29 protein-coding genes are annotated in these 26,682 nt (G+C 66.8%); 25 read left to right on the top strand and 4 right to left on the bottom strand.

The window, feature by feature from the left end; all coding sequences use genetic code 11:
- From FBY28_RS21235 to FBY28_RS26095, 5 genes are read left to right on the top strand one after another with little or no spacing between them, the layout of a single operon-like run.
- Positions 1-912 (top strand): hydroxymethylglutaryl-CoA lyase, encoded by a 912-nt coding sequence (locus FBY28_RS21235; RefSeq protein WP_141869245.1) that lies wholly within the window; start codon positions 1-3, stop codon positions 910-912.
- 1 nt (position 913) lies between these two features.
- On the top strand, positions 914-1,549 hold the full coding sequence (locus FBY28_RS21230) for a TetR/AcrR family transcriptional regulator (RefSeq protein WP_141869244.1): 636 nt from the start codon (positions 914-916) through the stop codon (positions 1,547-1,549).
- Positions 1,550-1,565: 16 nt separating this feature from the next.
- Positions 1,566-2,804 (top strand): acyl-CoA dehydrogenase family protein, encoded by a 1,239-nt coding sequence (locus FBY28_RS21225; RefSeq protein ID WP_141869243.1) that lies wholly within the window; start codon positions 1,566-1,568, stop codon positions 2,802-2,804.
- A complete protein-coding gene (locus FBY28_RS21220) occupies positions 2,801-3,751 on the top strand; it encodes a phosphotransferase family protein (protein WP_216847875.1) in 951 nt (316 codons plus the stop codon). The genes FBY28_RS21225 and FBY28_RS21220 overlap by 4 nt, the downstream gene beginning before the upstream one ends.
- Complete coding sequence (locus FBY28_RS26095; protein WP_216847874.1) at positions 3,748-4,095, top strand: DUF6285 domain-containing protein; 348 nt, start codon at positions 3,748-3,750, stop codon at positions 4,093-4,095. The genes FBY28_RS21220 and FBY28_RS26095 overlap by 4 nt, the downstream gene beginning before the upstream one ends.
- 38 nt (positions 4,096-4,133) lie before the next feature.
- On the opposite strand, the gene FBY28_RS21215 is transcribed toward FBY28_RS26095, so the two are convergent.
- On the bottom strand, positions 4,134-4,742 hold the full coding sequence (locus tag FBY28_RS21215; protein WP_141869242.1) for a class I SAM-dependent methyltransferase: 609 nt from the start codon (positions 4,740-4,742) through the stop codon (positions 4,134-4,136).
- A 42-nt stretch (positions 4,743-4,784) separates the two neighbouring features.
- On the opposite strand from FBY28_RS21215, the gene FBY28_RS21210 reads away from it, so the two are divergent.
- The 17 genes from FBY28_RS21210 to nuoN all read left to right on the top strand — a co-directional run bounded on the left by FBY28_RS21210 (position 4,785) and on the right by nuoN (position 21,628).
- On the top strand, positions 4,785-5,156 hold the full coding sequence (locus FBY28_RS21210) for a nuclear transport factor 2 family protein (RefSeq protein ID WP_141869241.1): 372 nt from the start codon (positions 4,785-4,787) through the stop codon (positions 5,154-5,156).
- Between the two features lie 10 nt (positions 5,157-5,166).
- Positions 5,167-5,676 (top strand): YceI family protein, encoded by a 510-nt coding sequence (locus FBY28_RS21205; protein WP_141869240.1) that lies wholly within the window; start codon positions 5,167-5,169, stop codon positions 5,674-5,676.
- Positions 5,677-5,686: 10 nt separating this feature from the next.
- Positions 5,687-6,085, top strand: coding sequence for an Rv3143 family two-component system response regulator (locus FBY28_RS21200; RefSeq protein WP_141869239.1), 399 nt, complete (start codon positions 5,687-5,689; stop codon positions 6,083-6,085).
- Positions 6,086-6,256: 171 nt separating this feature from the next.
- Positions 6,257-6,631, top strand: a complete 375-nt coding sequence (locus FBY28_RS21195) for an NADH-quinone oxidoreductase subunit A (RefSeq protein ID WP_083060460.1) — start codon at positions 6,257-6,259, stop codon at positions 6,629-6,631.
- Positions 6,622-7,176 carry a NuoB/complex I 20 kDa subunit family protein gene (locus tag FBY28_RS21190; RefSeq protein ID WP_019514407.1) on the top strand — a complete coding sequence of 185 codons (555 nt, stop codon included), beginning with the start codon at positions 6,622-6,624 and terminating at the stop codon, positions 7,174-7,176. Before FBY28_RS21195 ends, FBY28_RS21190 begins: the two co-directional genes overlap by 10 nt.
- A gap of 61 nt (positions 7,177-7,237) precedes the next feature.
- The gene (locus FBY28_RS21185) at positions 7,238-7,936 is read left to right on the top strand and encodes an NADH-quinone oxidoreductase subunit C (protein ID WP_141869238.1); all 699 of its coding nucleotides are present in this window, start codon (positions 7,238-7,240) and stop codon (positions 7,934-7,936) included.
- Positions 7,936-9,237 carry an NADH dehydrogenase (quinone) subunit D gene (gene nuoD / locus FBY28_RS21180; RefSeq protein ID WP_141869237.1) on the top strand — a complete coding sequence of 434 codons (1,302 nt, stop codon included), beginning with the start codon at positions 7,936-7,938 and terminating at the stop codon, positions 9,235-9,237. The genes FBY28_RS21185 and nuoD overlap by 1 nt, the downstream gene beginning before the upstream one ends.
- Positions 9,238-9,244: 7 nt before the next feature.
- Positions 9,245-10,087 carry an NADH-quinone oxidoreductase subunit NuoE gene (gene nuoE / locus FBY28_RS21175; protein ID WP_286178340.1) on the top strand — a complete coding sequence of 281 codons (843 nt, stop codon included), beginning with the start codon at positions 9,245-9,247 and terminating at the stop codon, positions 10,085-10,087.
- Positions 10,084-11,364 (top strand): NADH-quinone oxidoreductase subunit NuoF, encoded by a 1,281-nt coding sequence (gene nuoF / locus FBY28_RS21170; RefSeq protein WP_141869236.1) that lies wholly within the window; start codon positions 10,084-10,086, stop codon positions 11,362-11,364. The genes nuoE and nuoF overlap by 4 nt, the downstream gene beginning before the upstream one ends.
- A gap of 91 nt (positions 11,365-11,455) precedes the next feature.
- Positions 11,456-13,831 (top strand): NADH-quinone oxidoreductase subunit G, encoded by a 2,376-nt coding sequence (locus FBY28_RS21165; protein ID WP_141869235.1) that lies wholly within the window; start codon positions 11,456-11,458, stop codon positions 13,829-13,831.
- On the top strand, positions 13,828-15,084 hold the full coding sequence (nuoH, locus tag FBY28_RS21160; RefSeq protein WP_141869234.1) for an NADH-quinone oxidoreductase subunit NuoH: 1,257 nt from the start codon (positions 13,828-13,830) through the stop codon (positions 15,082-15,084). Before FBY28_RS21165 ends, nuoH begins: the two co-directional genes overlap by 4 nt.
- Positions 15,068-15,607, top strand: coding sequence for an NADH-quinone oxidoreductase subunit NuoI (gene nuoI / locus FBY28_RS21155; protein WP_141869233.1), 540 nt, complete (start codon positions 15,068-15,070; stop codon positions 15,605-15,607). Before nuoH ends, nuoI begins: the two co-directional genes overlap by 17 nt.
- Positions 15,604-16,338: an NADH-quinone oxidoreductase subunit J gene (locus FBY28_RS21150; RefSeq protein WP_141869232.1), complete on the top strand. Its 735-nt coding sequence runs from the start codon at positions 15,604-15,606 to the stop codon at positions 16,336-16,338. Before nuoI ends, FBY28_RS21150 begins: the two co-directional genes overlap by 4 nt.
- The gene (nuoK, locus tag FBY28_RS21145) at positions 16,335-16,634 is read left to right on the top strand and encodes an NADH-quinone oxidoreductase subunit NuoK (RefSeq protein ID WP_019514398.1); all 300 of its coding nucleotides are present in this window, start codon (positions 16,335-16,337) and stop codon (positions 16,632-16,634) included. The genes FBY28_RS21150 and nuoK overlap by 4 nt, the downstream gene beginning before the upstream one ends.
- Before the next feature lies 1 nt (position 16,635).
- The gene (gene nuoL, locus FBY28_RS21140) at positions 16,636-18,519 is read left to right on the top strand and encodes an NADH-quinone oxidoreductase subunit L (RefSeq protein WP_141869231.1); all 1,884 of its coding nucleotides are present in this window, start codon (positions 16,636-16,638) and stop codon (positions 18,517-18,519) included.
- Positions 18,516-20,057 carry an NADH-quinone oxidoreductase subunit M gene (locus FBY28_RS21135; RefSeq protein ID WP_286178339.1) on the top strand — a complete coding sequence of 514 codons (1,542 nt, stop codon included), beginning with the start codon at positions 18,516-18,518 and terminating at the stop codon, positions 20,055-20,057. The genes nuoL and FBY28_RS21135 overlap by 4 nt, the downstream gene beginning before the upstream one ends.
- Entirely contained in the window at positions 20,054-21,628 is a 1,575-nt protein-coding gene (nuoN, locus tag FBY28_RS21130) for an NADH-quinone oxidoreductase subunit NuoN (RefSeq protein WP_141869230.1), read from the top strand. Before FBY28_RS21135 ends, nuoN begins: the two co-directional genes overlap by 4 nt.
- On the opposite strand, the gene FBY28_RS21125 is transcribed toward nuoN, so the two are convergent.
- Positions 21,625-22,521, bottom strand: coding sequence for an alpha/beta hydrolase (locus FBY28_RS21125; protein WP_141869229.1), 897 nt, complete (start codon positions 22,519-22,521; stop codon positions 21,625-21,627). The genes nuoN and FBY28_RS21125 overlap by 4 nt on opposite strands.
- 116 nt (positions 22,522-22,637) lie before the next feature.
- The gene (locus tag FBY28_RS21120; protein ID WP_286178337.1) at positions 22,638-23,222 is read right to left on the bottom strand and encodes a TetR/AcrR family transcriptional regulator C-terminal ligand-binding domain-containing protein; all 585 of its coding nucleotides are present in this window, start codon (positions 23,220-23,222) and stop codon (positions 22,638-22,640) included.
- A 55-nt stretch (positions 23,223-23,277) separates the two neighbouring features.
- Between FBY28_RS21120 and FBY28_RS21115 the strand changes: the two genes are divergently transcribed.
- Together FBY28_RS21115 and FBY28_RS21110 are read left to right on the top strand one after the other, a co-directional pair.
- Entirely contained in the window at positions 23,278-24,402 is a 1,125-nt protein-coding gene (locus FBY28_RS21115; protein WP_141869227.1) for a phosphotransferase family protein, read from the top strand.
- On the top strand, positions 24,402-25,514 hold the full coding sequence (locus FBY28_RS21110) for an Rv3169 family protein (RefSeq protein WP_141869226.1): 1,113 nt from the start codon (positions 24,402-24,404) through the stop codon (positions 25,512-25,514). The genes FBY28_RS21115 and FBY28_RS21110 overlap by 1 nt, the downstream gene beginning before the upstream one ends.
- A gap of 12 nt (positions 25,515-25,526) precedes the next feature.
- Here FBY28_RS21110 and FBY28_RS21105 read toward each other — a convergent pair whose 3' ends face one another.
- The gene (locus FBY28_RS21105) at positions 25,527-25,892 is read right to left on the bottom strand and encodes a DUF4345 family protein (protein ID WP_141869225.1); all 366 of its coding nucleotides are present in this window, start codon (positions 25,890-25,892) and stop codon (positions 25,527-25,529) included.
- A 33-nt stretch (positions 25,893-25,925) separates the two neighbouring features.
- Here FBY28_RS21105 and FBY28_RS21100 point away from each other — a divergent pair, with 33 nt between their 5' ends.
- Positions 25,926-26,681 carry a helix-turn-helix domain-containing protein gene (locus tag FBY28_RS21100; protein WP_141869224.1) on the top strand — a complete coding sequence of 252 codons (756 nt, stop codon included), beginning with the start codon at positions 25,926-25,928 and terminating at the stop codon, positions 26,679-26,681.
- The last annotated feature ends 1 nt before the right edge of the window (position 26,682 follow it).

Below are 26,682 nucleotides of genomic sequence, written 5' to 3'. Positions count from 1 at the left end.
ATGAACCTGCCAGCCAAGGTCGATATCCGCGAGGTCTGCCTGCGCGACGGCCTGCAGATCGAGGCGCCGCTCTCGTTGTCGGCCAAGGTCGAATTGCTGGAGGCGATCGTCGCCACCGGAGTACGGGAAGTGGAGGCGACCGCGTTCGTCTCACCGTCGAAGGTGCCCGCTCTTGCCGACGCTGCCGAACTGGCCCAGGAATTACACCGGTACAGGGCATCTCATGATGTCGAGTTCTCGGCGCTGGTGGCCAGCCCGAACGGGGCCAAGCGCGCCATCGCGGCCGGACTGGACTCCATCGAGTACGTGGTGTCGGCATCCGATGCGCACAGCCGCGCGAATGTGGGACGCGATACCGCCGAGGCGACCACGGCGATCGCCGATGTCACCCGGATCGCCCACGACAGCGGGGCACGCGTCGAAGTCATCATCGCGACGGCCTGGGACTGCCCGTTCGACGGCCCGACCGATCCGCAACGAGTCCTCGACATCGCCGCGGCCGCCGTCGAACTCGGGGTGGACCGCATCGCCATCGCCGACACCATCGGCACCACCACCCCGCTGCGGGTGAGCACCCTGATCGAGGCCATCCGCCCGATCGTCGACGGGCTGCCGCTGGGCGCACATTTCCACAACACCCGCGGGGCGGGGCTGGCCAGCGCGTTTGCGGCCGTACAGGCCGGCATCACCCGCCTCGACGCGTCGATCGGTGGCCTCGGCGGCTGCCCGTTCGCGCCGGGGGCCAGCGGCAACATCGCCACCGAGGATCTGGTCTATCTGCTTCGCGACAGCAATATCGACACCGACGTCGACCTCGACGCGGCCATCGCCGCGGCGCGGATTGCCCAGCGCGCCGTCGGTCACGACCTGCCCAGTGCGCTGCTGCGCGCCGGCGATCGAATCGCGGGCTGAGATGGCGCACCCGTCCGCGGCATCGGACCCATCGTCCTCGCTGACGGCCAAGGGCCGCCAGACCCGCGAGGCGATCGAGCTGGCGGCGCGGAAACTGTTCGCCGAGCGCGGTTTCCATGGCACCACGTTGGCCGATATCACCTCCGCCGCTGGTAAGTCCGCTGCGGTGTTCTACCGCTACTTCGACGACAAGGAGGATCTGCTGGCCTCGCTGGCCCAGTCGTTCCTGCACGATATCGTCGAACCGTCCGGCACCAAGGTCCCGCTGCCGGACTCCCCCGCCGACACGGACTATTTCCACACCGTGGTGACCGGATACTGGAACCTGTTCAAGCGCAATATCGGCATCATGATCGCCGTCGCCCAGCTCGCCGCCACCCAACCCCGATTTGCCGAGGTGCAGTACCAGTTCCGGCGCTTCGGGATGGATCTGGTGGCCGAATCGGTACGCCGCGCCCGTGAGCAGGGTTACGCCCAAGACCTGGAGCCCGAACACATCGCGGCGGCGATAGCGCTGCTGTTCGAGAACTTCACCGTCGTCGTGGTGGGAAATCCTGGCACCGCGCTACAGATCAGCGATGACGACGCCATCACCACCCTGTCGGCCATTTGGAAGAAAACCCTTTACGGCAACTGAATCGAGAGAGATCAACGTGGATTTCGCGCTACCGGAACATCTTCCCGCCCTGCTCCAGGAGATGGACGCCTTCATCGAGGCCGAGATCAAGCCGCTGGAACGCGAGAACATGCAGTACTTCGACCGTCGGCGTGAGTTCGCCCGCACCGATCTCGACAACGGTGGTGTCCCCCGCCGCGAGTGGGAAGATCTGCTCGACGAGATGCGCCGGCGCGCCGACGCCGCAGGCTGGCTGCGCTATGGGCTGCCCGAGGAATTCGGTGGTCGCGGCGGCTCCAACCTGGACATGGCCGCCATCAGGGAACACTTGGCGCACAAGGGATTGGGACTGCACAACGACCTGCAGGACGAGTCCTCGATCGTCGGCAACTTCCCACAGGTCATCATGATGAGCCGGTTCGGCACCGAGGCGCAGAAGGCCGAGTGGATCGAAGCACTGCTGACCGGCGCCCGCTCGATGGCCTTCGGCCTGACCGAACCCGACCACGGCAGCGACGCGACCTGGCTGGAGACCACCGCCGTCCGCGACGGGGACGATTGGGTGATCAACGGCGCCAAGCGGTGGAACACCGGCGTGCACCGGGCGACCCATGACCTGATCTTCGCCCGCACATCCGGCGAGTCGGGGTCGGCGGTGGGTATCACCGCGTTCCTCGTCCCGACCGACACCCCGGGTTTCAGCGTGCCGTACTACTGGTGGACGTTCAACATGCCCAGCGACCACGGCGAGGTCGAACTCGATGATGTCCGGGTGCCGTCCGATGCGGTCCTCGGCGAGGTCGACCACGGCCTGGAGGTCGGCCAGACCTTCCTGCACGAGAACAGGATTCGACAGGCTGCCAGCAGCCTCGGGGCGGCTCAGTACTGTATCGACCGCGCCGCCGCCTACGCCGGGGAACGCATCGTGTTCGGCAAGCCGCTGTCGGTGAACCAGGCCGTGCAGTGGCCGTTGGCCGAGCTGCAGACCGAGGCACAGATGGTGCGTCTGCTGGTGTATTACGCCGCCTGGCACCTGGATCGCGACCACCACATGGAGGTCTCCGACAAGGTGTCGATGGCCAATTACCGTGCCAATCGCCTGGTGTGCGAGGCGGCCGACCGCGCCATGCAGATCCACGGCGGCATCGGCTACAGCCGGCACGAGCCGTTCGAACACATCTATCGCCACCACCGCCGCTACCGGATCACCGAGGGGGCCGAGGAGATCCAGATCCGTCGGGTCGCCCAGCGCATGTTGAAATTCGGCCGCAAGTGAGCGCGCAGCCCGAGGAGTCACTGGCCGAGCGACTGGCCGCGGTGCTCGGCGCCGACCGCATCACCGACCTGCGGGTGCTCACCGGCGGCGCGAGCCGGGCAACCTGGGCGTTCGACGCCGATGACCGAGCCCTCATCCTGCGCACCGGCCCGCCCGACGATGTGCACGCCGGCATGGAACTGGAAGCGGCCGCCCTGCGGCGCGCCGCGGAAGCCGGCGCGCCCGTCGCGGCGGTCCTCGCCGCCGACAACGCCGGTGCGGTCCTGGGAACTCCCTATCTGATCTGCGATTTCATCGGTGGCGAGACGATCGTGCGCAGGATCCAGCGCACCCTCGACGCACAGGCCCGCGCGCTCCTGTTGGACCAGTGCGCGCAGGCGCTTGCCGCCATCCACCGCGCAGACCCGGACGGAATCGGACTGCCGATCACCGACCCGCTCGACGAATGGCGGGCACAGCTCGACGAGATGGGCGATACCACTGCGGTATTCGAGTACGCCTTCCGGTGGCTCGAACGGAATCGCCCGGCCCGCACGCCCCCGGTGCTGGTGCACGGGGATTTCCGGATGGGCAACCTGATCGTCGACGACGGCGGGCTGGCCGCCGTGCTGGATTGGGAGCTCACCCACATCGGCGAGGCACTGGACGATCTCGCCTGGTTCTGCATCAGGGCCTGGCGCTTCGGCGCCCCGCGCGAACTCGCCGCCGGCGGGCTCGGCAGCATCGAGGACTTCGTCACCGCCTATGAGGCCGCGGGCGGTGCGGCGGTCGACCGTGCGGCGCTGCGCTGGTGGCTGGTCGCCGCCACATTGCGCTGGGGAGTCATCTGCCGCTATCAGTTCGAGCGGCACCGGTCGGGGCAGACCCGATCGGTCGAGCTCGCGGCGATCGGGCGCCGGGTGTGCGAGACCGAGTACGACCTGCTCACTCTGTTGGAGGCAGCATGACCGATCTGCACTACCGCCCCACCGCCGCCGAGCTCGTCGCCGCCGTCGCGGAGTTCCTGGAGGGTGAGGTACGCGCGGCGACGGGGCCGGACAGTCGACTCGCCGACGCGGGTGCGGTCAACTTCCACGCTCGGGTGGCGGCCAATGTCCTGCGCACCGTCGAACGGGAGTTGCTCGATACCGAGCCCGCGCCGGATCTGCTGGGGTTCGCCGACGAGGCGAGCTTGGCGGCGGCCATCCGGACCGGGGATCTCGACGGCCGTGACGCCGACGTGTTGCCGGTGCTGCACGCCCTGGTGGCGCGACGGCTGGCCGTGGCCCATCCGGGCTACGACACCGAATGACGACACCCGACGCGGACACCGAATCGGGTGTCCTGCGTTCAGAGCCGTCGCACCCTGGCCAGCCAGGCCGGCTCGTCGACCACCGTCCCCATCGGCAGACCCAGCAGCGGCGCGTGCGCCTCTCCCACCACCCCGCGGTAGGTCGTGGTGTTCAGCGACTCCACGTCCCAGCCGTCGGCGAAGGCGGTCCGGAGCACCTGTTCGCCGACCTGCGGTCCGAAGCCGCGGCCGGCATCCGAGAGCGCCAGCAGGTGCAGATGACCGCCCGGGGTCAGAACCCGGTGCAGGGCGCGGACGTAGCGGGCGCGGTCGGTGGCGTCGAAGATGTGGAACAACGCGCTGTCCAGAATGGTGTCGTAGACACCGTCGAGGCTGAACGCATCACCGATCTCGAAGCGCGCGTCCACCTCGCGGGCGGCGGCGTTGGCCCTGGCCTGCTCGATGGCGTGCGGCGCGAAATCGATACCCAGCACGTCATAACCCAGCCGGGTCAGCATGATGGTGTGCTCCCCGAGCCCACAGCCGATGTCGAGTATCGGACTGCGCAACGCTGCGGTGCGTTCCAGGGCCACGATGGCGGGTTGTGGCTCACCGATCACCCAAGGCGCGGTGTGTGTTTCGTAGGCGGTATCGAATCGTTGTCTCATGCGGTCAGTGTTCAACCTGAAGAATAGTTGAGGTCAAGAGATATGAGCGCAGCCGTTGCGGACCGTCTGTTCGATGCCATCGAACGCGGGGACTACCCGCAGATCGAGGCGTTGTGGGCCGATGACGTCCTGGTGTGGCACAGCGGCGATGCCACCGACAACGATCGCGCGCAGGCCCTGAAAGTCATCCGCTGGTTCCTGCGCACGACGGCCGCCCGGCGTTACGAGATCCTCGATCGCCAGTTCTTCGACGGCGGTTTCGTACAACAGCACATCCTGCACGCCGACGCCAGCGTTGGCGCTTCGATCCATTTACGGGTATGCATCGTTATCAAGGTGGGTACCGACGGGCTGATCACCCGGATCGACGAGTACTTCGACCCCGCAGAGATGGCGCCGTTGCTGGGCAACTGAGGGAGCACAGATGGACCTGCAGGACTGGGCTGGTCGTTGGCGGTTGGATGCCGAGCGCACCACCATCACCACGCACAGCCCCACCTTCTGGGGATTTGTCCACGTCAAGAGCGAGTTCGACGCTGTGGACGGCGACGCGCAGGTCGACGGTGACAAACTCACCGGCACGCTGCGCATCGATGCGGCGTCGGTGCGCACCGGCATCAAGCGCCGCGACGCCCATCTGCGGTCTCCCGACTTCTTCGATGTCGAGGCCTTCCCCACCGTGGAGATAGTGGCGGAGTCCGGTGAGGTCACCTCACCGTCCTGGGTCACCCTGCACGTGCGCCTGACGGTGAAGGGCCATGAATCCGAACTCGACCTGCCGGTACATGTCCGCAACCTGGGCAGCGGCGCGGTGCAGCTGAGCACGACGGCCACGCTCAACAGGCGCAATCTGGGCGTGGACGGCAACTTGATGGGCATGATGGGGGATGCGGCAGGCGTCGAAGCGGCCGCGGTGTTCGTCCGGCAGCCGTAGCATCGGCGGTGTGGCCGACCCCGATGCCCAGCTGCGGATTCTGGTGTACAGCTCCAACAACCGGACCAGGGAACAGGTGTGCTCTGCACTGGGCCGGCGGATCCACCCGGACCTGCCCGAACTGAGCTATCTGGAGGTGGCGACCGCCCCGATGGTGCTCACCCGGGTAGCCGAGGGTGGTCTGCACTTGCTGATTCTCGACGGAGAGGCGACCCCGACCGGCGGGATGGGTCTTGCCAAGCAGCTGAAGGACGAGATCGAGGAATGCCCGCCGATTCTGGTGCTGACCGGGCGCCGCGACGACGCCTGGCTGGCGTCCTGGTCACGCGCCGAAGCGGCGGTGTCTCATCCGATCGATCCGATCAGGCTTGGCGAAGCGGCGGCCGACCTGCTCCGGTCAGCATTGTAGATCCATCACGAAACACGCTGCGGCCGTTGCTTGTTCATCATCCTCGCCGGTGAGGACGGGCGACCGTAGCTGATGGGCGAAATCCTATCGGAAATGCGGCGCCCCGACCGTTGACGTGTCTAAGCTGTGTTCTAGCTCACATCGAAACTCCCCCGAGAGAGCGGCACAGACATGAACGTCTACACACCGATTCTGGTGCTCGGGACGATCGCGGCGGCATTCGCCATCGTCTCGGTGGGTATCGCCACGTTCATCGGCCCGCGCCGCTACAACCGGGCCAAGCTCGAGGCCTATGAGTGCGGCATCGAACCGCTACTGCCCGCCGCGGACGCCAAGATCGCGACGGGACAGCGATTCCCGATCAAGTACTACCTGACGGCGATGCTGTTCATCATCTTCGATATCGAGATCGTGTTTCTGTACCCCTGGGCGGTGTCTTTCGACTCGTTGGGCCTGTTCGCAGTGGTCGAGATGCTGTTGTTCATGCTCACGGTCTTCGTGGCCTACGCCTATGTCTGGCGGCGAGGTGGTCTGTCATGGGATTAGAAGAACAGCTGCCGGGCGGCATCCTGCTGTCCACCGTGGAGAAGGTGGCCGGTTATGTCCGCAAGGGCTCACTGTGGCCGGCGACCTTCGGCCTGGCGTGCTGCGCCATCGAAATGATGGCCACCGCCGGACCACGCTTCGACATCGCCCGGTTCGGCATGGAGCGGTTCTCGGCGACCCCGCGGCAGGCGGACCTGATGATCGTCGCCGGCCGGGTCAGCCAGAAGATGGCCCCGGTCCTGCGCCAGGTGTATGACCAGATGGCCGAGCCGAAATGGGTTCTGGCGATGGGTGTCTGCGCGTCCTCGGGCGGGATGTTCAACAACTACGCGGTGGTCCAAGGCGTCGACCACGTGGTCCCGGTGGACATCTACCTGCCGGGGTGCCCGCCCCGGCCGGAAATGCTGCTCAATGCGATCCTCAAACTGCACGCCAAGATCGCCGAGATGCCGCTCGGAGTGAATCGCGCCGAGGCCGTGGCCGCCGCCGAGCAGGCCGCGCTGGCATCCCCGACGACCATCGAACTGACGGGGCTGCTGCGATGAGCGCCGCTTGCGGAGCGGACCAACAGGTGGCATGCGGGACCCGAGCCTGCGAGGGAATCGCATGAGCGACGCTTGCGGAGCGAACAGACAGACCGAACAGCAGGACCAAGAGGTGATCGGCACCCGCCGCGGCATGTTCGGTGTCAGCGGCACCGGGGATACCTCCGGCTATGGCCGGCTGGTCCGCGAGGTCGCGCTGCCGGGTAGCTCCCCGCGCCCCTACGGCGACTACTTCGACGAAGTGGTCGACGCCCTGATCGCGATATTGGGCCGCGACAGGTTCACCGCTGCCGTCGAACGCGTCGTGGTGTTCCGCGATGAGCTCACCCTCGACGTGCGCCGTGCCCACCTGCTGGCCGTCGCCCAGACCCTGCGCGATGACCCTGCCCTGCGATTCGAACTCTGCCTCGGGGTCTCGGGGGTGCATTTTCCCGGTGAGCAGGACCGCGAACTGCACGCCGTCTATCCGCTGATGTCGATCACCCACAACCGCAGGATCCGGCTGGAGGTGACCGCGCCCGACGCCGATCCCCATGTGCCGTCGTTGTTCTCGGTCTACCCGACGACCGATTGGCATGAACGCGAGACCTACGACTTCTTCGGCATCATCTTCGACGGGCACCCCTCGCTGACGCGCATCGAGATGCCCGACGACTGGGTAGGGCATCCGCAGCGCAAGGACTATCCGTTGGGCGGCATACCCGTCGAGTACCACGGGGCGCAGATACCGCCGCCCGACCAGCGGAGGTCCTACAACTGATGACGATAGAGGCAGACCCGCCCGTCGTGATGGTCGGCGGCCAGGACTGGGATGCGGTCGTGGCCGCGGCACGTGAGCACGCCGGCGAGCGCATCGTGGTCAACATGGGCCCGCAACACCCGTCCACGCACGGGGTGCTGCGCCTGATCCTGGAGATCGAGGGCGAGACCATCACCGAGGCCCGCTGCGGTATCGGGTATCTGCACACCGGGATCGAGAAGAACCTCGAATACCGCACCTGGACACAGGGTGTCACCTTCGTGACCCGGATGGACTATCTGTCCCCGTTCTTCAACGAGACGGCCTACTGCCTGGGGGTCGAAAAGCTCCTCGGCGTCACCGATGACATCCCCGAACGCGCCAGCATCATCCGGGTGATGCTCATGGAACTCAACCGGATCTCCAGCCATCTCGTCGCACTGGCCACCGGCGGCATGGAACTGGGCGCGATGTCGGCCATGTTCTTCGGTTTCCGCGGCCGCGAGGAGATCCTGTCGCTGTTCGAGACCATCACCGGGCTGCGGATGAACCACGCCTACATCCGGCCCGGCGGATTGGCCGCCGATCTGCCCGATGAGGCCATGCCGCAGCTGCGCCGACTGCTGGAGGTGCTACCCGATCAGTTGCGCGACCTGGAGAAGATGCTGCGCGAGAACTACATCTGGAAGGCCCGCAGCAAGGGTATCGGCTACCTGGACCTGACCGGCTGCATGGCCCTCGGCGTCACCGGTCCGGTGCTGCGCGCCACCGGGTTACCGCACGATCTACGCCGCGCCCAGCCGTACTGCGGTTATGAGACCTACGATTTCGACGTCTGCACCGACGACGGTTGTGATGCCTACGGCCGCTATCTGATCCGCGTGGACGAGATGAAACAGTCGCTGAAGATCGTCGAGCAGTGCGTGTCGCGGCTGCGGCCCGGCCCGGTGATGCTCACCGACAAGAAGCTCGCCTGGCCCGCCGACCTGGAGCTCGGCCCGGACGGCCTCGGTAACTCGCCCGCTCATATCGCCAAGATCATGGGCTCGTCCATGGAGGCGCTGATCCACCATTTCAAGCTGGTGACCGAGGGCATCCGGGTGCCGCCAGGTCAGGTGTACGTCGCGGTCGAATCACCGCGCGGTGAGCTGGGTGTGCACATGGTCAGCGATGGCGGGACCCGGCCCTACCGGGTGCATTACCGCGACCCGTCGTTCACCAATCTGCAGGCGGTGGCCGCGATGTGCGAGGGCGGCATGGTCGCCGATGCGATATCCGCGGTGGCCTCGATCGACCCGGTGATGGGAGGCGTGGACAGGTGATGCTCAGGTGACAGCCGTCGATCTCATGCTCGGCCAGCGACCCGACGAGGCAGGTCCCCCGATCGGCGCCGGGCCCACGTCCTATTCCGAGGAGGTCACGGCCCGACTGGCCGCCGATGCCGCCCAGATCATCGCGCGTTACCCGGTGGCCCGGTCGGCCCTGCTGCCCCTGCTTCATCTGGTGCAGTCCGAGGACGGTTACCTCACACCCGCCGGTATCGCCTTCTGCGCCGGGCAACTCGCGCTGACCCCGGCCGAGGTGACCGCGGTCGCCACGTTCTACTCGATGTACCGGCGGACCCCCACCGGGAAGTATCTGGTCGGGGTGTGCACCAACACCCTGTGCGCGGTGATGGGCGGTGACGCAATCCTGGACATCCTGCAGGATCACCTCGGCGTCCACGCCGGGCAGAGCACCGCGGATGGGTCGATCACCCTCGAGCACATCGAGTGCAACGCGGCATGTGACTTCGCACCCGTCATCATGGTGAACTGGGAGTTCTTCGACAACCAAACACCCTCCACGGCACGTGATCTCGTCGATGCCCTCCGGTCGGGAGCCCAGGTGAGACCCAGCCGCGGCGCACCGCTGTGCACGTTCAAACAGACCGCCCGCATCCTCGCCGGGTTTCCCGACGAGCGTCCCGGTGCCAACGACGGCGTCCCGGGGCAGGCAACGCTGGCGGGCCTGCGGATCGCGCGCGAACGCGGTATGACCGCACCCGAAGCCGGCGCACCGGCCCAGGTGCAGAAGCCCGACGACGAACGCCTCACCGAGGAATCGGTGCGCGATCAGCCCGCACCGGCACCGTCGGAAGATCTGCCGCCGAGGAACGGGGACCGTCGGTGACCCTGGCTCCGGTACTCAGCGCGCACTGGGATGATGCCGACTCCTGGACGATGGCAGGCTACCGGCGCCGTGGCGGTTACGAGGCCATGCGCACGGCCCTGTCGATGGATCCCGACGCGCTCATCGCGATGGTCAAGGAGTCCGGACTGCGCGGTCGCGGTGGGGCCGGATTCCCCACCGGACAGAAGTGGTCGTTCATCAACCAGGACGACCCCAAGCCCAAGTACCTGGTGATCAACGCCGACGAGTCCGAACCCGGTACGTGCAAGGACATTCCGCTGCTGATGGCCAACCCGCACGCACTCGTCGAGGGCGCGATCATCGCCGCGCACGCCATCCGCGCCGAGCACGCCTTCATATACCTACGCGGTGAGGTGGTACCGGTGCTGCGCCGGCTGCAGGGTGCGGTCGCCGAGGCCTACGACGCGGGATACCTAGGAGCGGGACTCGAGCTGGTGGTGCACGCCGGGGCGGGTGCCTACATCTGCGGCGAGGAGACCGCCCTGCTGGACTCGCTGGAGGGCCGGCGCGGCCAGCCCCGGTTGCGGCCGCCGTTCCCCGCCGTCGCGGGTCTGTATGCCTGCCCCACGGTGGTCAACAATGTCGAATCGATCGCGAGTGTGCCCGCCGTCATCGCCGGCGGGGTCGACTGGTTCCGTTCGATGGGTTCGGACAAGTCCCCCGGCTTCACCCTGTACTCGCTGTCCGGACATGTCACGCAACCGGGTCAATACGAGGCGCCGCTGGGTGTCACGCTGCGCGAACTGCTCGATTACGCGGGCGGTGTGCGGGCCGGCCACGTATTGAAGTTCTGGACCCCGGGCGGGTCGTCGACCCCACTGCTGACCGCCGAACACCTCGACGTGCCACTGGATTACGAGGGAGTGGCCGGTGTCGGGTCGATGCTGGGCACCAAGGCGTTGCAGATCTTCGACGAGACCACCTGTGTGGTGCGCGCGGTCCGGCGATGGACGCAGTTCTACGCCCACGAGTCCTGCGGGAAGTGCACACCGTGCCGGGAGGGCACATACTGGCTGACCCAGATCTACGAACGGCTGGAGACCGGACGCGCCACGGCCACCGATATCGACACGCTGCTCGACATCTCCGATGCCATTCTCGGCAAATCGTTCTGCGCACTCGGTGACGGCGCCGCGAGCCCGATCATCTCGTCGATCAAATACTTCCGCGACGAGTACCTGGCGCATCTGGGGTCGGGGTGCCCGTTCGACCCGCACGCGTCGACGGTGTTCGCGACGGCGGAGGCGGGCCGGTGACCATTACCCCGCGAGCAGACACCTATACCCCCGACCATGGCCACTTTTGGGGATACATGAGCCTGCTCGCCGAGACAAAGGGGGCACGGGCATGACGCTTGCCGGACCTGCCGGCGACACCACCGGCGTGGAGATGGTGTCGCTGACCATCGACGGTCACCAGGTCAGCGTGCCGAAGGGCACGTTGCTCATCCGGGCCGCCGAATTGATGGGTATCCAGATCCCCCGCTTCTGCGATCACCCGCTGCTGGACCCGGTCGGGGCATGCCGGCAGTGCCTGGTGGAGGTCGAGGGGCAGCGCAAACCGTTGGCGTCCTGTACGGCGACGGTCACGCCGGACATGGTGGTGCGCACCCAGCTGACCTCCGAGATCGCCGACAAGGCGCAGCACGGCGTGATGGAACTGCTGCTGATCAATCATCCGCTGGACTGCCCGGTATGCGACAAGGGCGGCGAGTGCCCGCTGCAGAACCAGGCGATGTCGCACGGGCGGACGGACTCCCGGTTCACCGATGTGAAACGGACCTACCCGAAGCCCATCAACCTCTCCGCACAGGTGCTGCTGGACCGCGAACGGTGTGTGCTCTGCGCTCGGTGCACCCGGTTCTCCGACCAGATCGCCGGCGACCCGTTCATCGAGTTGTTGGAACGCGGTGCGCTGCAACAGGTGGGCATCGCCGAAGGCGAGGCCTTCGACTCGTACTTCTCCGGCAACACCGTGCAGATCTGCCCCGTCGGTGCGCTCACCGGGACCGCCTACCGGTTCCGCGCCCGGCCGTTCGACCTGGTCTCCTCGGCCAGCGTCTGCGAACACTGTGCGTCGGGTTGTGCGCAGCGCACCGATCATCGCCGCGGAAAGGTACTGCGCCGGTTGGCCGGTGACGATCCAGAGGTCAACGAGGAGTGGAACTGCGACAAGGGCCGCTGGGCCTTCACCTACGCAACTCAGGGCGACCGGATCCACACCCCGCTGCTGCGTGATCCCGACGGCAGCCAACGCCCGGCCTCCTGGTCGGAGGCGATCGCCGTGGCGGTGCGCGGCCTGACGGCCGCCGCCGGCAACGCTGGGGTGCTGGTCGGTGGTCGGTCCACCATGGAGGATGCCTGGGCTTATGCCAAATTTGCCCGGATCATGCTTAGCACCAACGATATCGACTTCCGGATCCGGCAGCATTCGAGCGAGGAGGCCGACTTCCTGGCCCACTCCGTCGCCGGCCGGCCGCAGACGGTCGGCTACACCGATATCGAGTCGGCGCCGGCGGTGCTGCTGGTCGGGTTCGAACCAGAAGAAGAGTCACCGATCGTCTTCCTTCGGCTGCGCAAGGCATTCCGCAAGCGGGGACTGCCGGTGACCGCGATCGCACCGTTCGCCACCCGTGGGCTCAGCAAGATGGGCGGCGCGCTCGTCATGACGGTGCCGGGAACCGAGGCCGCCGCGCTGGCCGGCATGCACGATGCCCTGCCCGCGGGCACCCTCATCCTCGCCGGCGAGCGGCTGGCCACGGCACCGGGGGCCTGTTCGGCACTCTGCGCGCTGGCCGAGGCAACCGGTTCGCGGATCGCGTGGATCCCGCGCCGCGCCGGGGATCGTGGCGCGCTGGAGGTCGGCGCGACACCGAATCTGCTGCCCGGTGGGCGGCCCCTCGCCGATGACCGGGCCCGTGCGGAGGTGGCCGCCGCCTGGAACGTCGAGGATCTGCCCGTGCGCGAGGGCCGCGATACGCACGCCATTTTGGCCGCCGCCGCATCGGGAGCGCTGCAGGCCCTGCTGATCGGCGGTGTCGATATCGACGATCTGCCCGATCCGGAGCAGGCGGCCGCCGCGATCGATGCCGCGCCGTTCGTCGTCAGCCTCGAATTGCGGCACTCCCCCGTCACCGACCGCGCCGATGTGGTCTTCCCCGTCGCGCCGGTCGCCGAGAAATCGGGCACCTTCGTCAACTGGGAGGGCAGGCAGCGGCCGTTCGAGGCGTCGTTACCGCCGTCGGCCACCTCGGACATGCGCGTGCTGGCGGCACTGGCCGACGAGGTCGGTGTCGATCTGAACCTGGCCGACACCGCAACCGTCCGCGCCGATATCGACCGGTTGGGCCCATGGGTCGGATCCCGGCCGCCCGCTCCGCGGGTGATCCAGCCAAATCCGGTCGAGCCAGGTCCCGGCCAGGCGGTGCTGGCCGGCTGGCGGATGCTGCTCGACGGCGGCCGACTGCAGGTCGGTGAACCTCATCTGGCCGGGACCGCCCGTGCGGCCGTGGCCCGGCTGTCGGCGGTCACCGCCGCCGAGATCGACTGCGCGGAAGGGGATCCGGTGCGGATCTTTACCGACCGGGGCGCCGTCGATATGCCGGTCGCGATCACCGACATGCCCGACCGGGTGGTGTGGGTGCCACTGAACACGGTGGGCGCGGCGATCTACCGCACCCTCGAAGCACCACTGGGCGCCATCGTCGGGATCGAGGCCGGATGACCTACCCGACGCTGGACTCCTTCGGCCACGACCCGTGGTGGTTGATGCTCGCGAAATGCCTTGCGATCTTCGTCTTCCTGCTGCTCACCGTCCTGGTGGCCATCCTGGTCGAACGAAAGGTGCTCGGCCGCATGCAGATGCGGTTCGGCCCCAACCGGGTAGGTCCGTTCGGGCTGTTGCAGAGCCTGGCCGACGGTATCAAGCTGGCCCTCAAGGAGGGGCTGATCCCGGCCGGTGTGGACAAGCCGATCTACCTGATGGCACCGGTCATCTCGGTGATCCCGGCGATCATGGCGTTCGCCGTCATCCCGATGGGCGGTGAGGTGTCGGTGTTCGGGCACACCACCGCATTGCAGCTGACCGATCTGCCGGTGGCGGTGCTCTACGTGCTGGCCGTCACCTCGATCGGTGTCTACGGAATCGTGCTGGCCGGCTGGGCTTCCGGATCGACCTACCCGCTGCTGGGCGGCCTGCGCTCCAGCGCCCAGGTGGTGTCCTACGAGATCGCGATGGCGCTGTCCTTCGTGGCGGTGTTCCTGTACGCGGGCACGATGTCGACCTCGGGAATCGTTGCCGCCCAGCACAGCACCTGGTTCGTCGTGTTGCTGCTGCCGTCGTTCCTGATCTACGTGACCTCGATGGTCGGCGAGACCAACCGGGCCCCGTTCGACCTGCCCGAGGCCGAGGGTGAACTGGTCGGCGGTTTCCACACCGAGTACTCCTCGCTGAAATTCGCCATGTTCATGCTGGCCGAGTACGTCAACATGACGACCGTGTCGGCGCTGGCCGCCACGATGTTCCTCGGCGGCTGGCAGGCACCGCTGCCGTTCAGCCTGATCGAGGGCGCCAACACCGGGTGGTGGCCGCTGCTGTGGTTCATCGCGAAGGTGTGGGGCTTCCTGTTCCTGTTCATGTGGCTGCGGGCCACCCTGCCCCGGATGCGCTACGACCAGTTCATGACGCTGGGGTGGAAGGTGCTGATCCCGCTGTCGCTGGGCTGGATCGTGGTCGTCTCGGTCACCAAGACCCTGCGCAACCAGGGCGCCCCGGCCTGGACGACGGCCGCGGTCAGCGGTGCGGCGATCGCCGCACTGGCCATCGTGGTGATGATCCGGCGCGCTGTGCGTCGGCGCGCCATCCCGCACTTCACGCTGCCCACCGGTCCCGACGCGGTGAGTTCCTTCCCGATTCCCCCGATCCCGAGTCCGCCGCGCACGCAACCGAAGGAGTACTCCGATGTCCAAGGTCGGTGACGCACTTGCCGGATTCGGTGTCACGTTCAAGGCGATGCTGCACAAGCCGATCACCGAGCAGTACCCGGAGAAGCCCGGGCCGGTCGCTGGGCGCTATCACGGCCGGCATCAGCTCAACCGGTACGCCGACGGCCTGGAGAAGTGCATCGGCTGCGAGCTGTGCGCCTGGGCGTGTCCGGCCGACGCCATCTTCGTCGAGGGCGCCGACAACACCGAGGAGCAACGATTCTCGCCCGGCGAACGGTACGGGCGTGTTTATCAGATCAACTATCTGCGGTGCATCGGTTGCGGGTTGTGCATCGAGGCCTGCCCCACGCGGGCGCTGACCATGACCAACGACTACGAGATGGCCGACGACAATCGCGCCGACCTGATCTACGGCAAGGATAAATTGCTCGCCCCGCTGACGGCGGACATGACCGCGCCGCCGCACGCCATGGCCGAGGGCAGCACCGATGAGGACTACTACCGCGGCAACATCCGCACCGACGGACTGGCGCGGCCATCGGAGGCGACCCGATGACGGCGACCTCGACCGGTGAGGCAGTGGTGTTCTGGGTGCTCGGCGCGCTGGCGCTGGCGGCGGCGATCGGTGTGGTGGCCGCGCCCAAGGCGGTGTACTCCGCGTTGTTCCTCGCCGTCACGATGATCAACCTGGCGGTGCTCTACATCGCCCAGGACGCGGTGTTCCTCGGCGTCGTGCAGATCGTCGTCTACACCGGCGCGGTGATGATGCTCTTCCTGTTCGTGCTGATGCTCATCGGTGTGGACTCCTCGGAATCACTGGTGGAAACCCTGCGCGGGCAGCGCGTTGCAGCCATCGTCGCCGGGCTGGGTTTCGGGGTCCTGTTGACCGGCAGCATCGGCAGCGCATCGGTGGGCGGGACCGCGGGTGGCTTCACCGGACTGGCCGAAGCGAATGCCGGAGGCAACGTCGAGGGGCTGGCCGTGCTGATCTTCACCCGCTACGTCTGGGCTTTCGAGCTGACCAGCGCGCTGCTCATCACCGCCGCCGTCGGTGCGATGCTGCTGGCCCACCGGGAACGCTTCGACCGGCGCAAGACGCAACGCGAGCTGGCCACCGAGCGGTTCGCACCCGGCGGGCATCCGACACCGCGGCCCAATCCCGGTGTGTATGCCCGGCACAACGCCGTCGACATGCCCGCCCGGCTACCCGACGGCACCGCCGCACCCAGCTCGGTCAGTTCGGTGCTCATCCCGCGAAACAGCGCACCGCGGGGGCATGAATCGTGAACCCGGCGAACTACCTGTATCTGTCCGCGCTCATCTTCACCATCGGAGCCGCCGGAGTCTTGCTGCGCCGCAACGCCATCGTGATGTTCATGTGTGTCGAGCTGATGCTGAATGCGGCGAATCTGGCATTCGTCACCTTCGCCAGGATGCACGGCAACCTCGACGGTCAGGTCGTCGCGTTCTTCGTGATGGTGGTTGCCGCCTGCGAGGTGGTCGTCGGCCTGGCGATCATCATGGCGATCTTCCGGGCCCGTCAGTCCGCCTCGGTGGACGCGGCCAGTCTGCTGAAGAACTGATATGGGCACGCTGAGCTGGCTGCTGATCGCGCTGCCGTTGGCGGGGTCGACGGTGCTGCTGCTCGGCGGCCGCGCCACCGACCGGTGGGGCCACCTGTTCGGATGCGCCACCGCCCTCGGATCTTTCGTCCTGGGTGTGCTGCTGTTCGTCGATCTGCTCGGGCGGGCCGCCGAGGACCGCACCGTCGCCCAGACGCTGTTCACGTGGGTGCCGGTCGGACAGCTGCGGGTGGATTTCGGGTTGCAGGTCGACGCGCTCTCGATCTGTTTCGTCCTGCTGATCACCGGGGTCGGCTCGTTGATCCACCTGTACTCGGTGGGCTACATGAGAGCGGACGTCGGTCGTCGACGTTTTTTTGCCTACCTCAACCTGTTCCTGGCGGCGATGCTGCTGCTGGTGCTCGCCGACAACTTCCTGGGTCTGTACATGGGTTGGGAGGGCGTCGGGCTGGCGTCCTACCTGCTGATCGGCTTCTGGTCGCACAAGCCGAGTGCGGCGACGGCGGCCAAGAAGGCATTCGTGGTCAACCGGGTCGGTGACATCGGCTTGGCGGTGGCGTTGATGGTGATGTTCTCCTCGGCCGGAACCGTCTCCTACGCCGGGGTTTTCGATGCGGCCACGCGGATGCCCGAGAGCACACTGACCGCCATCGGATTACTGCTTCTGCTCGCGGCGTGCGGCAAATCGGCCCAGGTGCCGCTGCAGTCCTGGCTCGGTGATGCGATGGAGGGTCCGACGCCGGTGTCGGCGCTCATCCACGCCGCCACCATGGTCACCGCGGGGGTGTATTTGATCGTGCGCTCGGGGCCGGTGTTCAACCTGGCGCCCGGCGCGCAGGTCGCGGTCACCATCGTCGGCGCGGTCACGCTGCTGTTCGGCGCGGTGATCGGTTGTGCCAAGGACGATATCAAGAAGGCGCTGGCGGCCTCGACGATGAGCCAGATCGGCTACATGGTGCTGGCCGCCGGCCTCGGCCCGGCCGGTTATGCGGTGGCCATCATGCATCTGATCACCCACGGCTTCTTCAAGGCCGGGCTGTTCCTCGGTGCCGGGTCGGTGATGCACGGGATGAACGACGAGACCGATATGCGCCGGTTCGGCGGGCTTCGCTCGGTCATGCCGATCACGTTCGTCACGTTCGGCCTCGGTTATCTCGCCATCATCGGTGTGCCTCCGTTCGCCGGGTTCTTCTCCAAGGACGCCATCATCGAAACCGCTTTCGGGGCAGGCGGAGTCAAAGGAATCCTGCTCGGCGGAGCGGCCCTGCTGGGCGCCGGGATCACCGCGTTCTACATGACCAGGGTCATGTTGATGACATTCTTCGGCCGACGGCGCTGGGATGAGCACACCACCCACCCGCACGAGTCGCCGGCGGTCATGACCGCCCCGATGATCGTCCTCGCGCTCGGATCGGTCGGAGCCGGAGCGGTGCTCGCGGTCGGCGGTGGGTTGGCGGACTGGCTGGAGCCTGTGGTCGGGGAGCACGAGGCGCACCACATCATGCCGGTATGGGCGATGACGGCCATCATCCTGACGGTGGTGGCGATCGGCGTCGGGATCGCCTACCGCATGTACGCCACCCAGCAGATTCCCGAGACCGCGCCGTCCGGTTCGCCGCTGACCGTCGCCGCCCGCAACGACCTCTACGGCGATGCATTCAACGAGCGGTTCCTGATGCGTCCCGGCAGGCAGGTGACCGTGGGTCTGGTCGAGATCGACGAGGACATCGTCGAGGGCGCCACCCGCGGCCTGGCCACCGTCATCGTCGACGCCTCCCAACGGTTGCGGAGATGGCAGACCGGATTCGCCCGGTCGTATGCACTGTCCATGCTGGCCGGCACGGTCCTGGTGATCGGGGCGATACTGATGGTGAGGATCTGGTGACCGGCGTCGGCTGGCTGACCGCACTGTGGGCGGTGCCGATGATCGGGGCCGCGATCGTCATCCTGCTGCCCTCCAAGGTGTTCGCCCGGTGGGCCGCACTCGCGGTGTCCCTGGCCGTCCTGGCCGTCGCGGTGCTACTGGCCGTCGGTTTCGACCCGGCCGGGCCGCAATTCCAGTTCGTCGAAGACCATCCCTGGATCCCGAGCTTCGGCACCGGCTACATCCTGGGCCTGGACGGTATCGCGCTGGCCCTGGTGGTGCTCACGGCGGTGTTGGTACCGCTACTGATCGTGGCGGGCTGGAACGACGGTCATGCCGATCGCGCGCGGTCCACCCAGTCCTATCTGGCCTTGACGCTGGCCGTCGAGGCGATGGTGCTCATCTCGTTGGTGGCGCTCGACGTGCTGCTGTTCTACGTGTTCTTCGAAGCCATGCTCATTCCGATGTACTTCCTGATCGGCGGGTTCGGCGGAGCACACCGCAGCGCCGCCGCCGTGAAGTTCCTGTTGTACAACCTGTTCGGCGGGCTCATCATGCTGGCCGCGGTGATCGGGCTCTACGTCGTCACCCTCGACGATCTCGGTGGCACCTTCGATTTCCGCGCGATCGTCGCCGCCGTGCAGAGCGGTCAGCTCGCCGTCGATCCCGCATTGCTCAACGCTCTGTTCCTCGGCTTCATGTTCGCCTTCGCCGTCAAGGCACCGCTGTGGCCGTTCCACCGGTGGCTGCCCGATGCCGCCGTCGAATCCACCCCGGCGACTGCGGTGCTGATGATGGCCGTCGTCGACAAGGTCGGTACGTTCGGCATGCTGCGGTACTGCCTGCAGCTGTTTCCCGATGCCACCAAGACGTTCCAACCGGTGATCATCACGCTGGCCGTCATCGGCATCATCTACGGTGCCGTCGTCGCGATCGGACAGACCGATGTGATGCGGCTGATCGCCTACACGTCGATATCGCACTTCGGGTTCATCATCCTCGGCATCTTCGTGCTGACCAGCCAGGGCCAGGCAGGGTCCACGCTGTACATGGTCAACCACGGCATCTCCACCGCCGCCCTGTTCCTGATCGCCGGATTCCTGGTGTCGCGCAGGGGGTCCCGGTTCATCGCCGATTACGGCGGGATCCAGAAGGTGGCCCCGGTGCTGGCAGGCACATTCCTGATCGCGGGCCTGGCCACCCTGTCGCTGCCGGGGCTCGGGCCGTTCATCAGTGAGTTCCTGGTGTTGATCGGCACATTCAGCCGGTTCCCGGTGCTGGCGGTCATCGCCGCGCTGGCGCTGGTGCTGTCGGCGATCTACATCCTGTGGGCCTACCAGCGGATGATGACCGGGCCGGTGGCACGCGGCAACGAGTCACTACGTGACCTGGTCCCCCGCGAACTGTTCGTGGTGGCACCGCTGATCGTGCTGCTGCTCGTGCTGGGCATCTATCCCAAGCCTGCGCTCGATGTCATCAATCCCGCCGTCACCCACACGCTGACCACGATCGGCGTGCAGGATCCGAGGCCCGCCACCGCGGAAGGAGACGGCCGATGAACGTCGAGGCGCCGCACATCGAATACGGGCAACTGGCACCGCTTCTGATCATCCTCGGCGTCGCGGTGGCAGGCATCCTGGTGGAAGCCTTCGTCCCCCGCCGCCATCGCTACGGCACCCAACTCGTGCTGGCGCTGGGCGGGCAGATCGCCGCGTTGGTCGCGGTGGTGTCGGTGACGGCCGGGTTGGGATCCTCCCCGGGCAACAGTGCCGCGGTGGGCTCGCTGGCCGTCGACCGGCCGGCGCTGTTCTTGCAGGGACTGTTGCTGCTGATCGGCATCCTCGGTGTGCTGCTGGCCGCCGAGCGCCGCATCCCAGCCTCGGCAGGCGGCGGACTGGACGGTTTCACCCCGCAGGCCGCCGCGGTACCGGGAAGTGTGGCCGAAAAGGTCGCCGCCAAAGCCGTTGTGGCGCAGACCGAGATCTTCCCGCTGATGATGTTGGCGTTGGCGGGCATGATGATCTTCGGCGCCGCCGACGACCTGTTGACGATGTTCGTGGCCCTGGAGGTGTTGTCGCTGCCGCTGTACCTGATGTGCGGGCTGGCCCGACGGCGGCGGTTGGTCTCACAGGAGGCCGCGCTCAAGTACTTTCTGCTCGGCGCGTTCGCCTCGGCGTTCTTCCTGTACGGGATCGCGTTGTTGTACGGCTATGCCGGCGGCTTCGGACTCGACGATATCGCCACCGCGATCGCCGGCAACGGCCCGCATCCCGCGGGCGGGCCGGCGTTGGCCCTGGCGGGTGCCGGCCTGCTGGCGGTCGGCATCCTGTTCAAAGTCGGCGCCGTTCCTTTTCATTCGTGGATCCCGGATGTGTACCAGGGCGCCCCGACGCCGGTGACGGCGTTCATGGCGGCGGCGACCAAGATCGCGGCGTTCGGCGCGATGTTGCGCATCTTCTACGTCGCGCTGCCGGGTTTGGCAGCCGATTGGCGGCCGATGATGTGGATCATCGCGATCGTCACCATGGTGGTCGGCACGCTCACCGCCGTCACCCAGAGCGACGTCAAGCGCATGTTGGCCTACTCGGCGGTGGCGCACACCGGGTTCATCCTCACCGGTGTCATCGCGCTCGACGATGCAGGGGTGTCGGCGACGCTGTTCTATTTGTTCGCCTACGGTTTCAGCACCCTCGGTGCGTTCGCGCTGGCCGGCCTGGTGCGCCGTGCCGATGGCGAGGAGGAGACCGCACTGGCGCAATGGGCCGGGCTCGGCCGGCGGTATCCGGTGGTCGGCGTGGTGTTTTCGCTGTTCCTGTTGGCCTTCGCAGGCATCCCGCTGACCAGTGGGTTCGTCAGCAAGTTTGCGGTGTTCAAGGCCGCGGCCCAGGGCGGCGGCGGTGCGTTGGTGATCATCGGAGTGATCGCCAGCGCGGTGGCCGCCTATTTCTATGTGCGGGTGATCGTGCTGATGTTCTTCACCGATCCGCCGGCGGATGCGCCCGAGGTGGTGGCACCGAGTGTGTTCACCACCGGCGCGGTGACGGTGACCGCGGCGGTCACGTTCGCCCTCGGTGCGCTCCCCCAACCACTGCTGGACCTGGTGAACGACGCGCAACAGTTCGTGCGTTAACTCACCGCGTCGCGTACCCGCCCGGCGATCAATTCGTACATGCCGCGGGTGACGTCGGCTGCGTCGCTCATGATGTTGTACCCGTGGTCGACATCGGGCACCTCGACATAGTCGACCAGTGCTGCGACCGCATCGAGACTCTTGGCATACTCCGCGGCTTCGTCGCGCAACCGGTCGTACTCACAGGCGATCACCAGTGCCGGTGCGATACCGGCGATCTCGTCGGCGTTGTCGCCCCATGCCGGTGAGGCAAGCGGGTCACGACGGCGCTGCCGGTCGGGGATGTAGGCGGTGTCGAAGACCTCACCCATCCACGGTTTCATGACCGCCTGGCCACCCCGTGGGGATCTCTTGTGCCCGGTCGCGGTCACCAAATCCAGCGGCGCGTAGTGCAAGACCTGCAGGGCGATGGACGGGCCACCGTGGATGAGGCTCAGCCGGGATACCGACGCGGACAGGTTGCCCCCAGCGCTCTGGCCGCCCACGCACAGCCGCCCTCCCGGCCAGTCCCGTTCGTCGGCACCGGCCCATGTCACGACGTCGTAGAGCTGCTCGACGGCGACCGGAAAGCGGTGATCGGGGGCCAGCAGATAGTCGGGGTTGACGACGACGACGTTGGCGCGGGTGGCCAGGAACCGGCACCAGGGGTCGTCCTGCTCGCGGTGTCCGACGACGAACCCGCCGCCGTGGATGTTGACGTACACGCCGTCCGGATCACCCTCGGGACGGTAGATGTCGGCCTCGGTGTCGCCGTGCCGGGTCGGGATGGCGACCGTGCTGACCCGTGCCGGGATATCGGCAAAGCGCACAGCCTGCTTGGGACTCGGATTCACGACCCGGGAGAACAACCGGGCCAGAGTGTCGGCGATCAAGGGGGTCGACAACACGGACACGACGAGGCACACCTTTCAACAGATGACGTCAAACATCCTTTACGTCTCGACCATACGCATGGCACCGGCGATGTGGGTGTCGCGCATCGCGGCCCGTGGGCGCGATGGGTCGGGGATCACAGGACGATGCCGTTGACCACGATGGCCGTGGTCTGCTGCACCCATTGATCATCGAGTTCCTGCCCCGGGGTGAGCAGCATGCGTAACAGCGTGGCGCCGCCGATCAATTCGATGAGCCGTTGCGGATCCACACTCTCGAGCACCTCGCCGCGCTCGACGGCGTGCATAAGACGCAATCGGACCACCTCGAACAGTCCGGTGAACCGACTCATCACCCGGTCGCTGAGGTCGGGATCGGCCGCCATGTCCGCGATCAGGCCGGGTAGCGCCGCCCGCACGACCGGGCTGGTGAACACCGCGCCCGCCGCCGCGATCATCGCTCGCACATCGGAGGCGATATCGCCCTCGGGCATGTTCAGTGCGGTGGGTGCAGTCGGGAATGCCGCCTCGTGCACCAACTCGGCCTTGCTCGACCATCGGCGATACAACGCCGTCTTCGTGGTGCCTGCCCGCTCGGCCACCGCCGCCATGGTCACGTTCGCATAGCCGATCTCGACGAGCAGGTCCACTGTCGCCGACAGGATGGCGGCATCGATCCGTGGGTCGCGCGGCCGGCCGGCACCCTTGTCAACCGATGGCAAGTCTGATTTCATAACGCTACCCAGCGTATCGTAATTCGGACCGGAAGGAAGCCCCGTGGCCAATGACCCGGCTGTCGAGGACGTCAGCCGCCTGCAGCGCTCCACCCGCGACACCAGCACGCTGCCCGACGTCCTGTCGCGCTGGCTGGCAACCCAGGTACCCGAGCGCTCGGCACCGCAGGTTTTCCTCGAAAGCGGTGTCGACGCCAACGGGATGTCGTCGGAGACGATCCTGCTGACCGCACGTTGGGACGAGGAAACCCTTCCCCTGGTCGCCCGCGTGGCCCCCACCGCTGCCGATGTCCCGGTCTTCTCCTCCTACCGGCTTGACCATCAGTTCGACCTCATGCGGCTCGTCGACGAACTCACCGACGTCCCGGTGCCCGCGGTGCGATGGATCGACGTCGGCGGCGAGGTGCTGGGCACCCCGTTCTTCCTGATGGACCGTGTGCCCGGCGACGTCCCACCCGATGTCATGCCCTATACCTTCGGGGGCAACTGGTTCGCCGACGCGCCGCAGGCACGTCGGCGGGAACTGCAGGACGCCACGGTCGAGGTATTGGCGAAACTGCACGCCATACCGGATGCAGCACAGCGCTTCTCCTTCCTCACCGAGGCCGACCCACCGGCAGATTCGCCCCTGCGTCGCCATTTCGGCTGGCTCAGGCAATGGTACGAGTTCGCCGTCGCCGATATCGGGCGCTCCCCCCTTGTCGAGCAGGCGCTGACGTGGCTCGACGAGAACTTCCCGACCGATACCGCGTCCGGCATACCGGTGCTGGTATGGGGCGATTCGCGAGTCGGCAATGTCCTGTACGAGGACTTCCGGCCGGTGGCCGTGCTCGATTGGGAGATGGCGACCGTGGGCCCGCGTGAACTCGATGTCTCGTGGCTGATCTTCGCGCACATGGTCTTCCAGGAGCTCGCCGGACTCGCCGGACTCGCCGGGCTACCGGATGTGCTGCGCGAGGACGATGTGCGCGACACCTACCAGCGGCTGACCGGGGTGACGCTCGGTGATCTGCGCTGGTTCTACATCTACTCCGCGGTGATCTGGTGCTGCGTCTTCATGCGCACCACCGCGCGCCGGGTCCATTTCGGGGAGATGGATGCCCCCGATGACGTCGAGTCGACTTTCTACCACGCTTCCCTGCTACGACGACTGCTCGAGGAGAACTGATGCTCGGACCGATGGATGAGTTCCCGATTCACCAAGTGCCGCAACCGATCGCCTGGCCGGGATCATCGGATCGCAACTTCTACGACCGGTCCTATTTCAACGCACACGACCGAACCGGGGACATCTTCCTCATCTCCGGCATCGGCTACTACCCTAACCTCGGCGTCAAGGATGCCTTCGTCCTGATCCGCCGTGGAGACACCCAGACCGCGGTGCACCTTTCCGACGCCATCGACCAGGACCGGCTGCGTCAACATGTCAACTCCTACCGGGTCGATGTCCTCGAGCCGTTGCAGCAGTTGCGGATCACCATGGACGAGACCGAGGGGATCGCCGCCGATCTCACCTGGAACGGCCTGTGCGACGTGGTGCAGGAACAGCCGCATCTGATGCGGCAGGGCAACCGGGTGACCCTGAACGCTCAGCGTTTTGCCCAATTAGGCTCGTGGAGCGGTCATCTCGATATCGACGGCGAGCGCATCACGGTCGATCCGGCCACCTGGATCGGCTCCCGCGATCGGTCCTGGGGCATCCGTCCGATCGGTGAAGCCGAACCCGCGGGCCGGCCCGCCGACCCGCCGTTCGAGGGCATGTGGTGGCTTTACGTGCCGATGGCCTTCGACGACTTCTCCATCGTCATGATCATCCAGGAGGCGCCCGACGGGTTCCGCTCCCTCAATGATTGCACCAGGGTGTTCAAGGACGGTCGTGTCGAGCAGCTCGGCTGGCCGCAGGTCAAGATCCACTACCGTTCCGGCACGCGCATCCCCACCGGGGCCACCATCTCCACGACGACGGCCACCGGGGCGGAGTTACGTTTCGACGTGGAATCCAAACTGCCGGTACCCATTCACGTCGGCGGCGGCTATGGCGGTGATCCGGACTGGATTCACGGCGTATGGAAGGGCGAGAACTTCTCCGAGCGCCGCACCTACGATATGACCGATCCTGCGATCATGGGACGATCGGGTTTCGGCGTCATCGACCACGTCGGACGGGCATTGTGCACCGAAAGCGGAACCACAAGCGAGGGCTGGGGTTTGTTCGAACACGGCGCGTTGGGCCGCCACGATCCCTCCGGATTCGCCGACTGGCTCACCGTCGCCCCGTAGATCCTGGGCGTTTCAGGCCGCCCAGAACAAGGCCGCGCCCGCGCCCGCCTCGACCAGAGCGTAGAACCAGTTGGGGTAGAAGGACGTCCGGTCGCCGACCGCCGCGGAGATGACCCGACCGAGGGCCATTCCGGCCAGCGCCACACCCACGGTCAGCAGAATGCCCGTGCGGACGGCATCGGGCGCGGTCAGCGCGTAGCCCAGCACGCCGGCGATCGCGATGCCGAAGCCGCCGTACACGGCGCGCACCTCGGCCCGCTGGGTGTCCGAGGTCACGGCAAAACCGAAGGGGCACAACAATGCCGCCGGCGCGGCCAACGCGTACAGCCCCATTCCGGCGAAGAACACCCCGACCGACACGATGACGACTGCTGCCACGGTAACCTCCTGATCGATGGTGAGGAGTCCAGCATGTCAGCGACGGAGGGGACCGAGCTTCCACAAACCTGCTATCCGGCGGTGTGGATCTGGCCGGGCCTGGCGCTGTACTCCGGTCCAGGGTTGGGCCTCGACCCGCATTCGGGGTCGGTGTGGTGTCTGGCCGTCGGGGTGGATGCACCACTGACCGTCGAGATCGACGGGTTTCGGGTCACCGCGCGCACCGCGCTCATCCCGCCCCGGCTGACCCACCATCTGACGATGACGGGACCGCTGGTGTCCTGTTATCTGGATCCGGCCACACAACGAAGCGCGGCCTGCCGCAGCCAGTTCCGTGACGTCGTCCACGGTATCGGCATCGGGCACCGCTTCGAACAGCTCCTGCTTAGCCCACCGCGTAACGACCAGGAAGCCCGGCGCTGGCTCGACACCGCAGCTCCCGAGGAACTACACCCGGTGGATCCCCGGATGGAACTGGCCGCCAAACAGATTCGTGACGATCCGGTCAACGCGGCACGGGCCGCGGAGCTCGCCGCCGAAGCCGGCCTCTCCGAATCCCGCTTCCTGCATCTGTTCTCCGCCGAGATCGGTACCAGCCTGCGTCGGTACCGGATGTGGTGCCGGCTGATGCACGCGGGCACCGAACTCGCGGCGGGGGCCAACCTCACCACCGCTGCCGTCGAGGCCGGTTTCGCCGGCTCGTCGCATCTGTCCGATCGCTTCAAGTCAACGTTCGGCCTATCGGCCACCCAGCTGCTGGCCACCGGCTTGACCATTCGGACCCCGTGAG

This window comes from Arthrobacter sp. SLBN-53, assembly GCF_006715585.1.
Classification (GTDB): domain Bacteria; phylum Actinomycetota; class Actinomycetes; order Mycobacteriales; family Mycobacteriaceae; genus Mycobacterium; species Mycobacterium neoaurum_A.
Note: the sequence above shows the minus strand (reverse complement) of the source record. Positions and strands in the feature narration are given on the sequence as shown.

Excerpts from the sequence above, each read along its gene's own strand:
- FBY28_RS21205 (WP_141869240.1), top strand. The coding sequence starts at position 5,167 with ATGGACCTGCAGGACTGGGCTGGTCGTTGGCGGTTGGATGCCGAGCGC.
- nuoL (WP_141869231.1), top strand. The coding sequence starts at position 16,636 with ATGGGCACGCTGAGCTGGCTGCTGATCGCGCTGCCGTTGGCGGGGTCG.
- FBY28_RS21210 (WP_141869241.1), top strand. The coding sequence starts at position 4,785 with ATGAGCGCAGCCGTTGCGGACCGTCTGTTCGATGCCATCGAACGCGGG.
- FBY28_RS21110 (WP_141869226.1), top strand. The coding sequence starts at position 24,402 with ATGCTCGGACCGATGGATGAGTTCCCGATTCACCAAGTGCCGCAACCG.
- FBY28_RS21150 (WP_141869232.1), top strand. The coding sequence starts at position 15,604 with ATGACGGCGACCTCGACCGGTGAGGCAGTGGTGTTCTGGGTGCTCGGC.
- FBY28_RS21185 (WP_141869238.1), top strand. The coding sequence starts at position 7,238 with ATGAGCGACGCTTGCGGAGCGAACAGACAGACCGAACAGCAGGACCAA.
- nuoN (WP_141869230.1), top strand. The coding sequence starts at position 20,054 with ATGAACGTCGAGGCGCCGCACATCGAATACGGGCAACTGGCACCGCTT.
- FBY28_RS21230 (WP_141869244.1), top strand. The coding sequence starts at position 914 with ATGGCGCACCCGTCCGCGGCATCGGACCCATCGTCCTCGCTGACGGCC.
- FBY28_RS21195 (WP_083060460.1), top strand. The coding sequence starts at position 6,257 with ATGAACGTCTACACACCGATTCTGGTGCTCGGGACGATCGCGGCGGCA.
- nuoH (WP_141869234.1), top strand. The coding sequence starts at position 13,828 with ATGACCTACCCGACGCTGGACTCCTTCGGCCACGACCCGTGGTGGTTG.
- nuoD (WP_141869237.1), top strand. The coding sequence starts at position 7,936 with ATGACGATAGAGGCAGACCCGCCCGTCGTGATGGTCGGCGGCCAGGAC.
- FBY28_RS21190 (WP_019514407.1), top strand. The coding sequence starts at position 6,622 with ATGGGATTAGAAGAACAGCTGCCGGGCGGCATCCTGCTGTCCACCGTG.
- FBY28_RS21235 (WP_141869245.1), top strand. The coding sequence starts at position 1 with ATGAACCTGCCAGCCAAGGTCGATATCCGCGAGGTCTGCCTGCGCGAC.
- FBY28_RS26095 (WP_216847874.1), top strand. The coding sequence starts at position 3,748 with ATGACCGATCTGCACTACCGCCCCACCGCCGCCGAGCTCGTCGCCGCC.
- FBY28_RS21100 (WP_141869224.1), top strand. The coding sequence starts at position 25,926 with ATGTCAGCGACGGAGGGGACCGAGCTTCCACAAACCTGCTATCCGGCG.
- nuoI (WP_141869233.1), top strand. The coding sequence starts at position 15,068 with ATGTCCAAGGTCGGTGACGCACTTGCCGGATTCGGTGTCACGTTCAAG.
- FBY28_RS21215 (WP_141869242.1), bottom strand. The coding sequence starts at position 4,742 with ATGAGACAACGATTCGATACCGCCTACGAAACACACACCGCGCCTTGG.
- FBY28_RS21165 (WP_141869235.1), top strand. The coding sequence starts at position 11,456 with ATGACGCTTGCCGGACCTGCCGGCGACACCACCGGCGTGGAGATGGTG.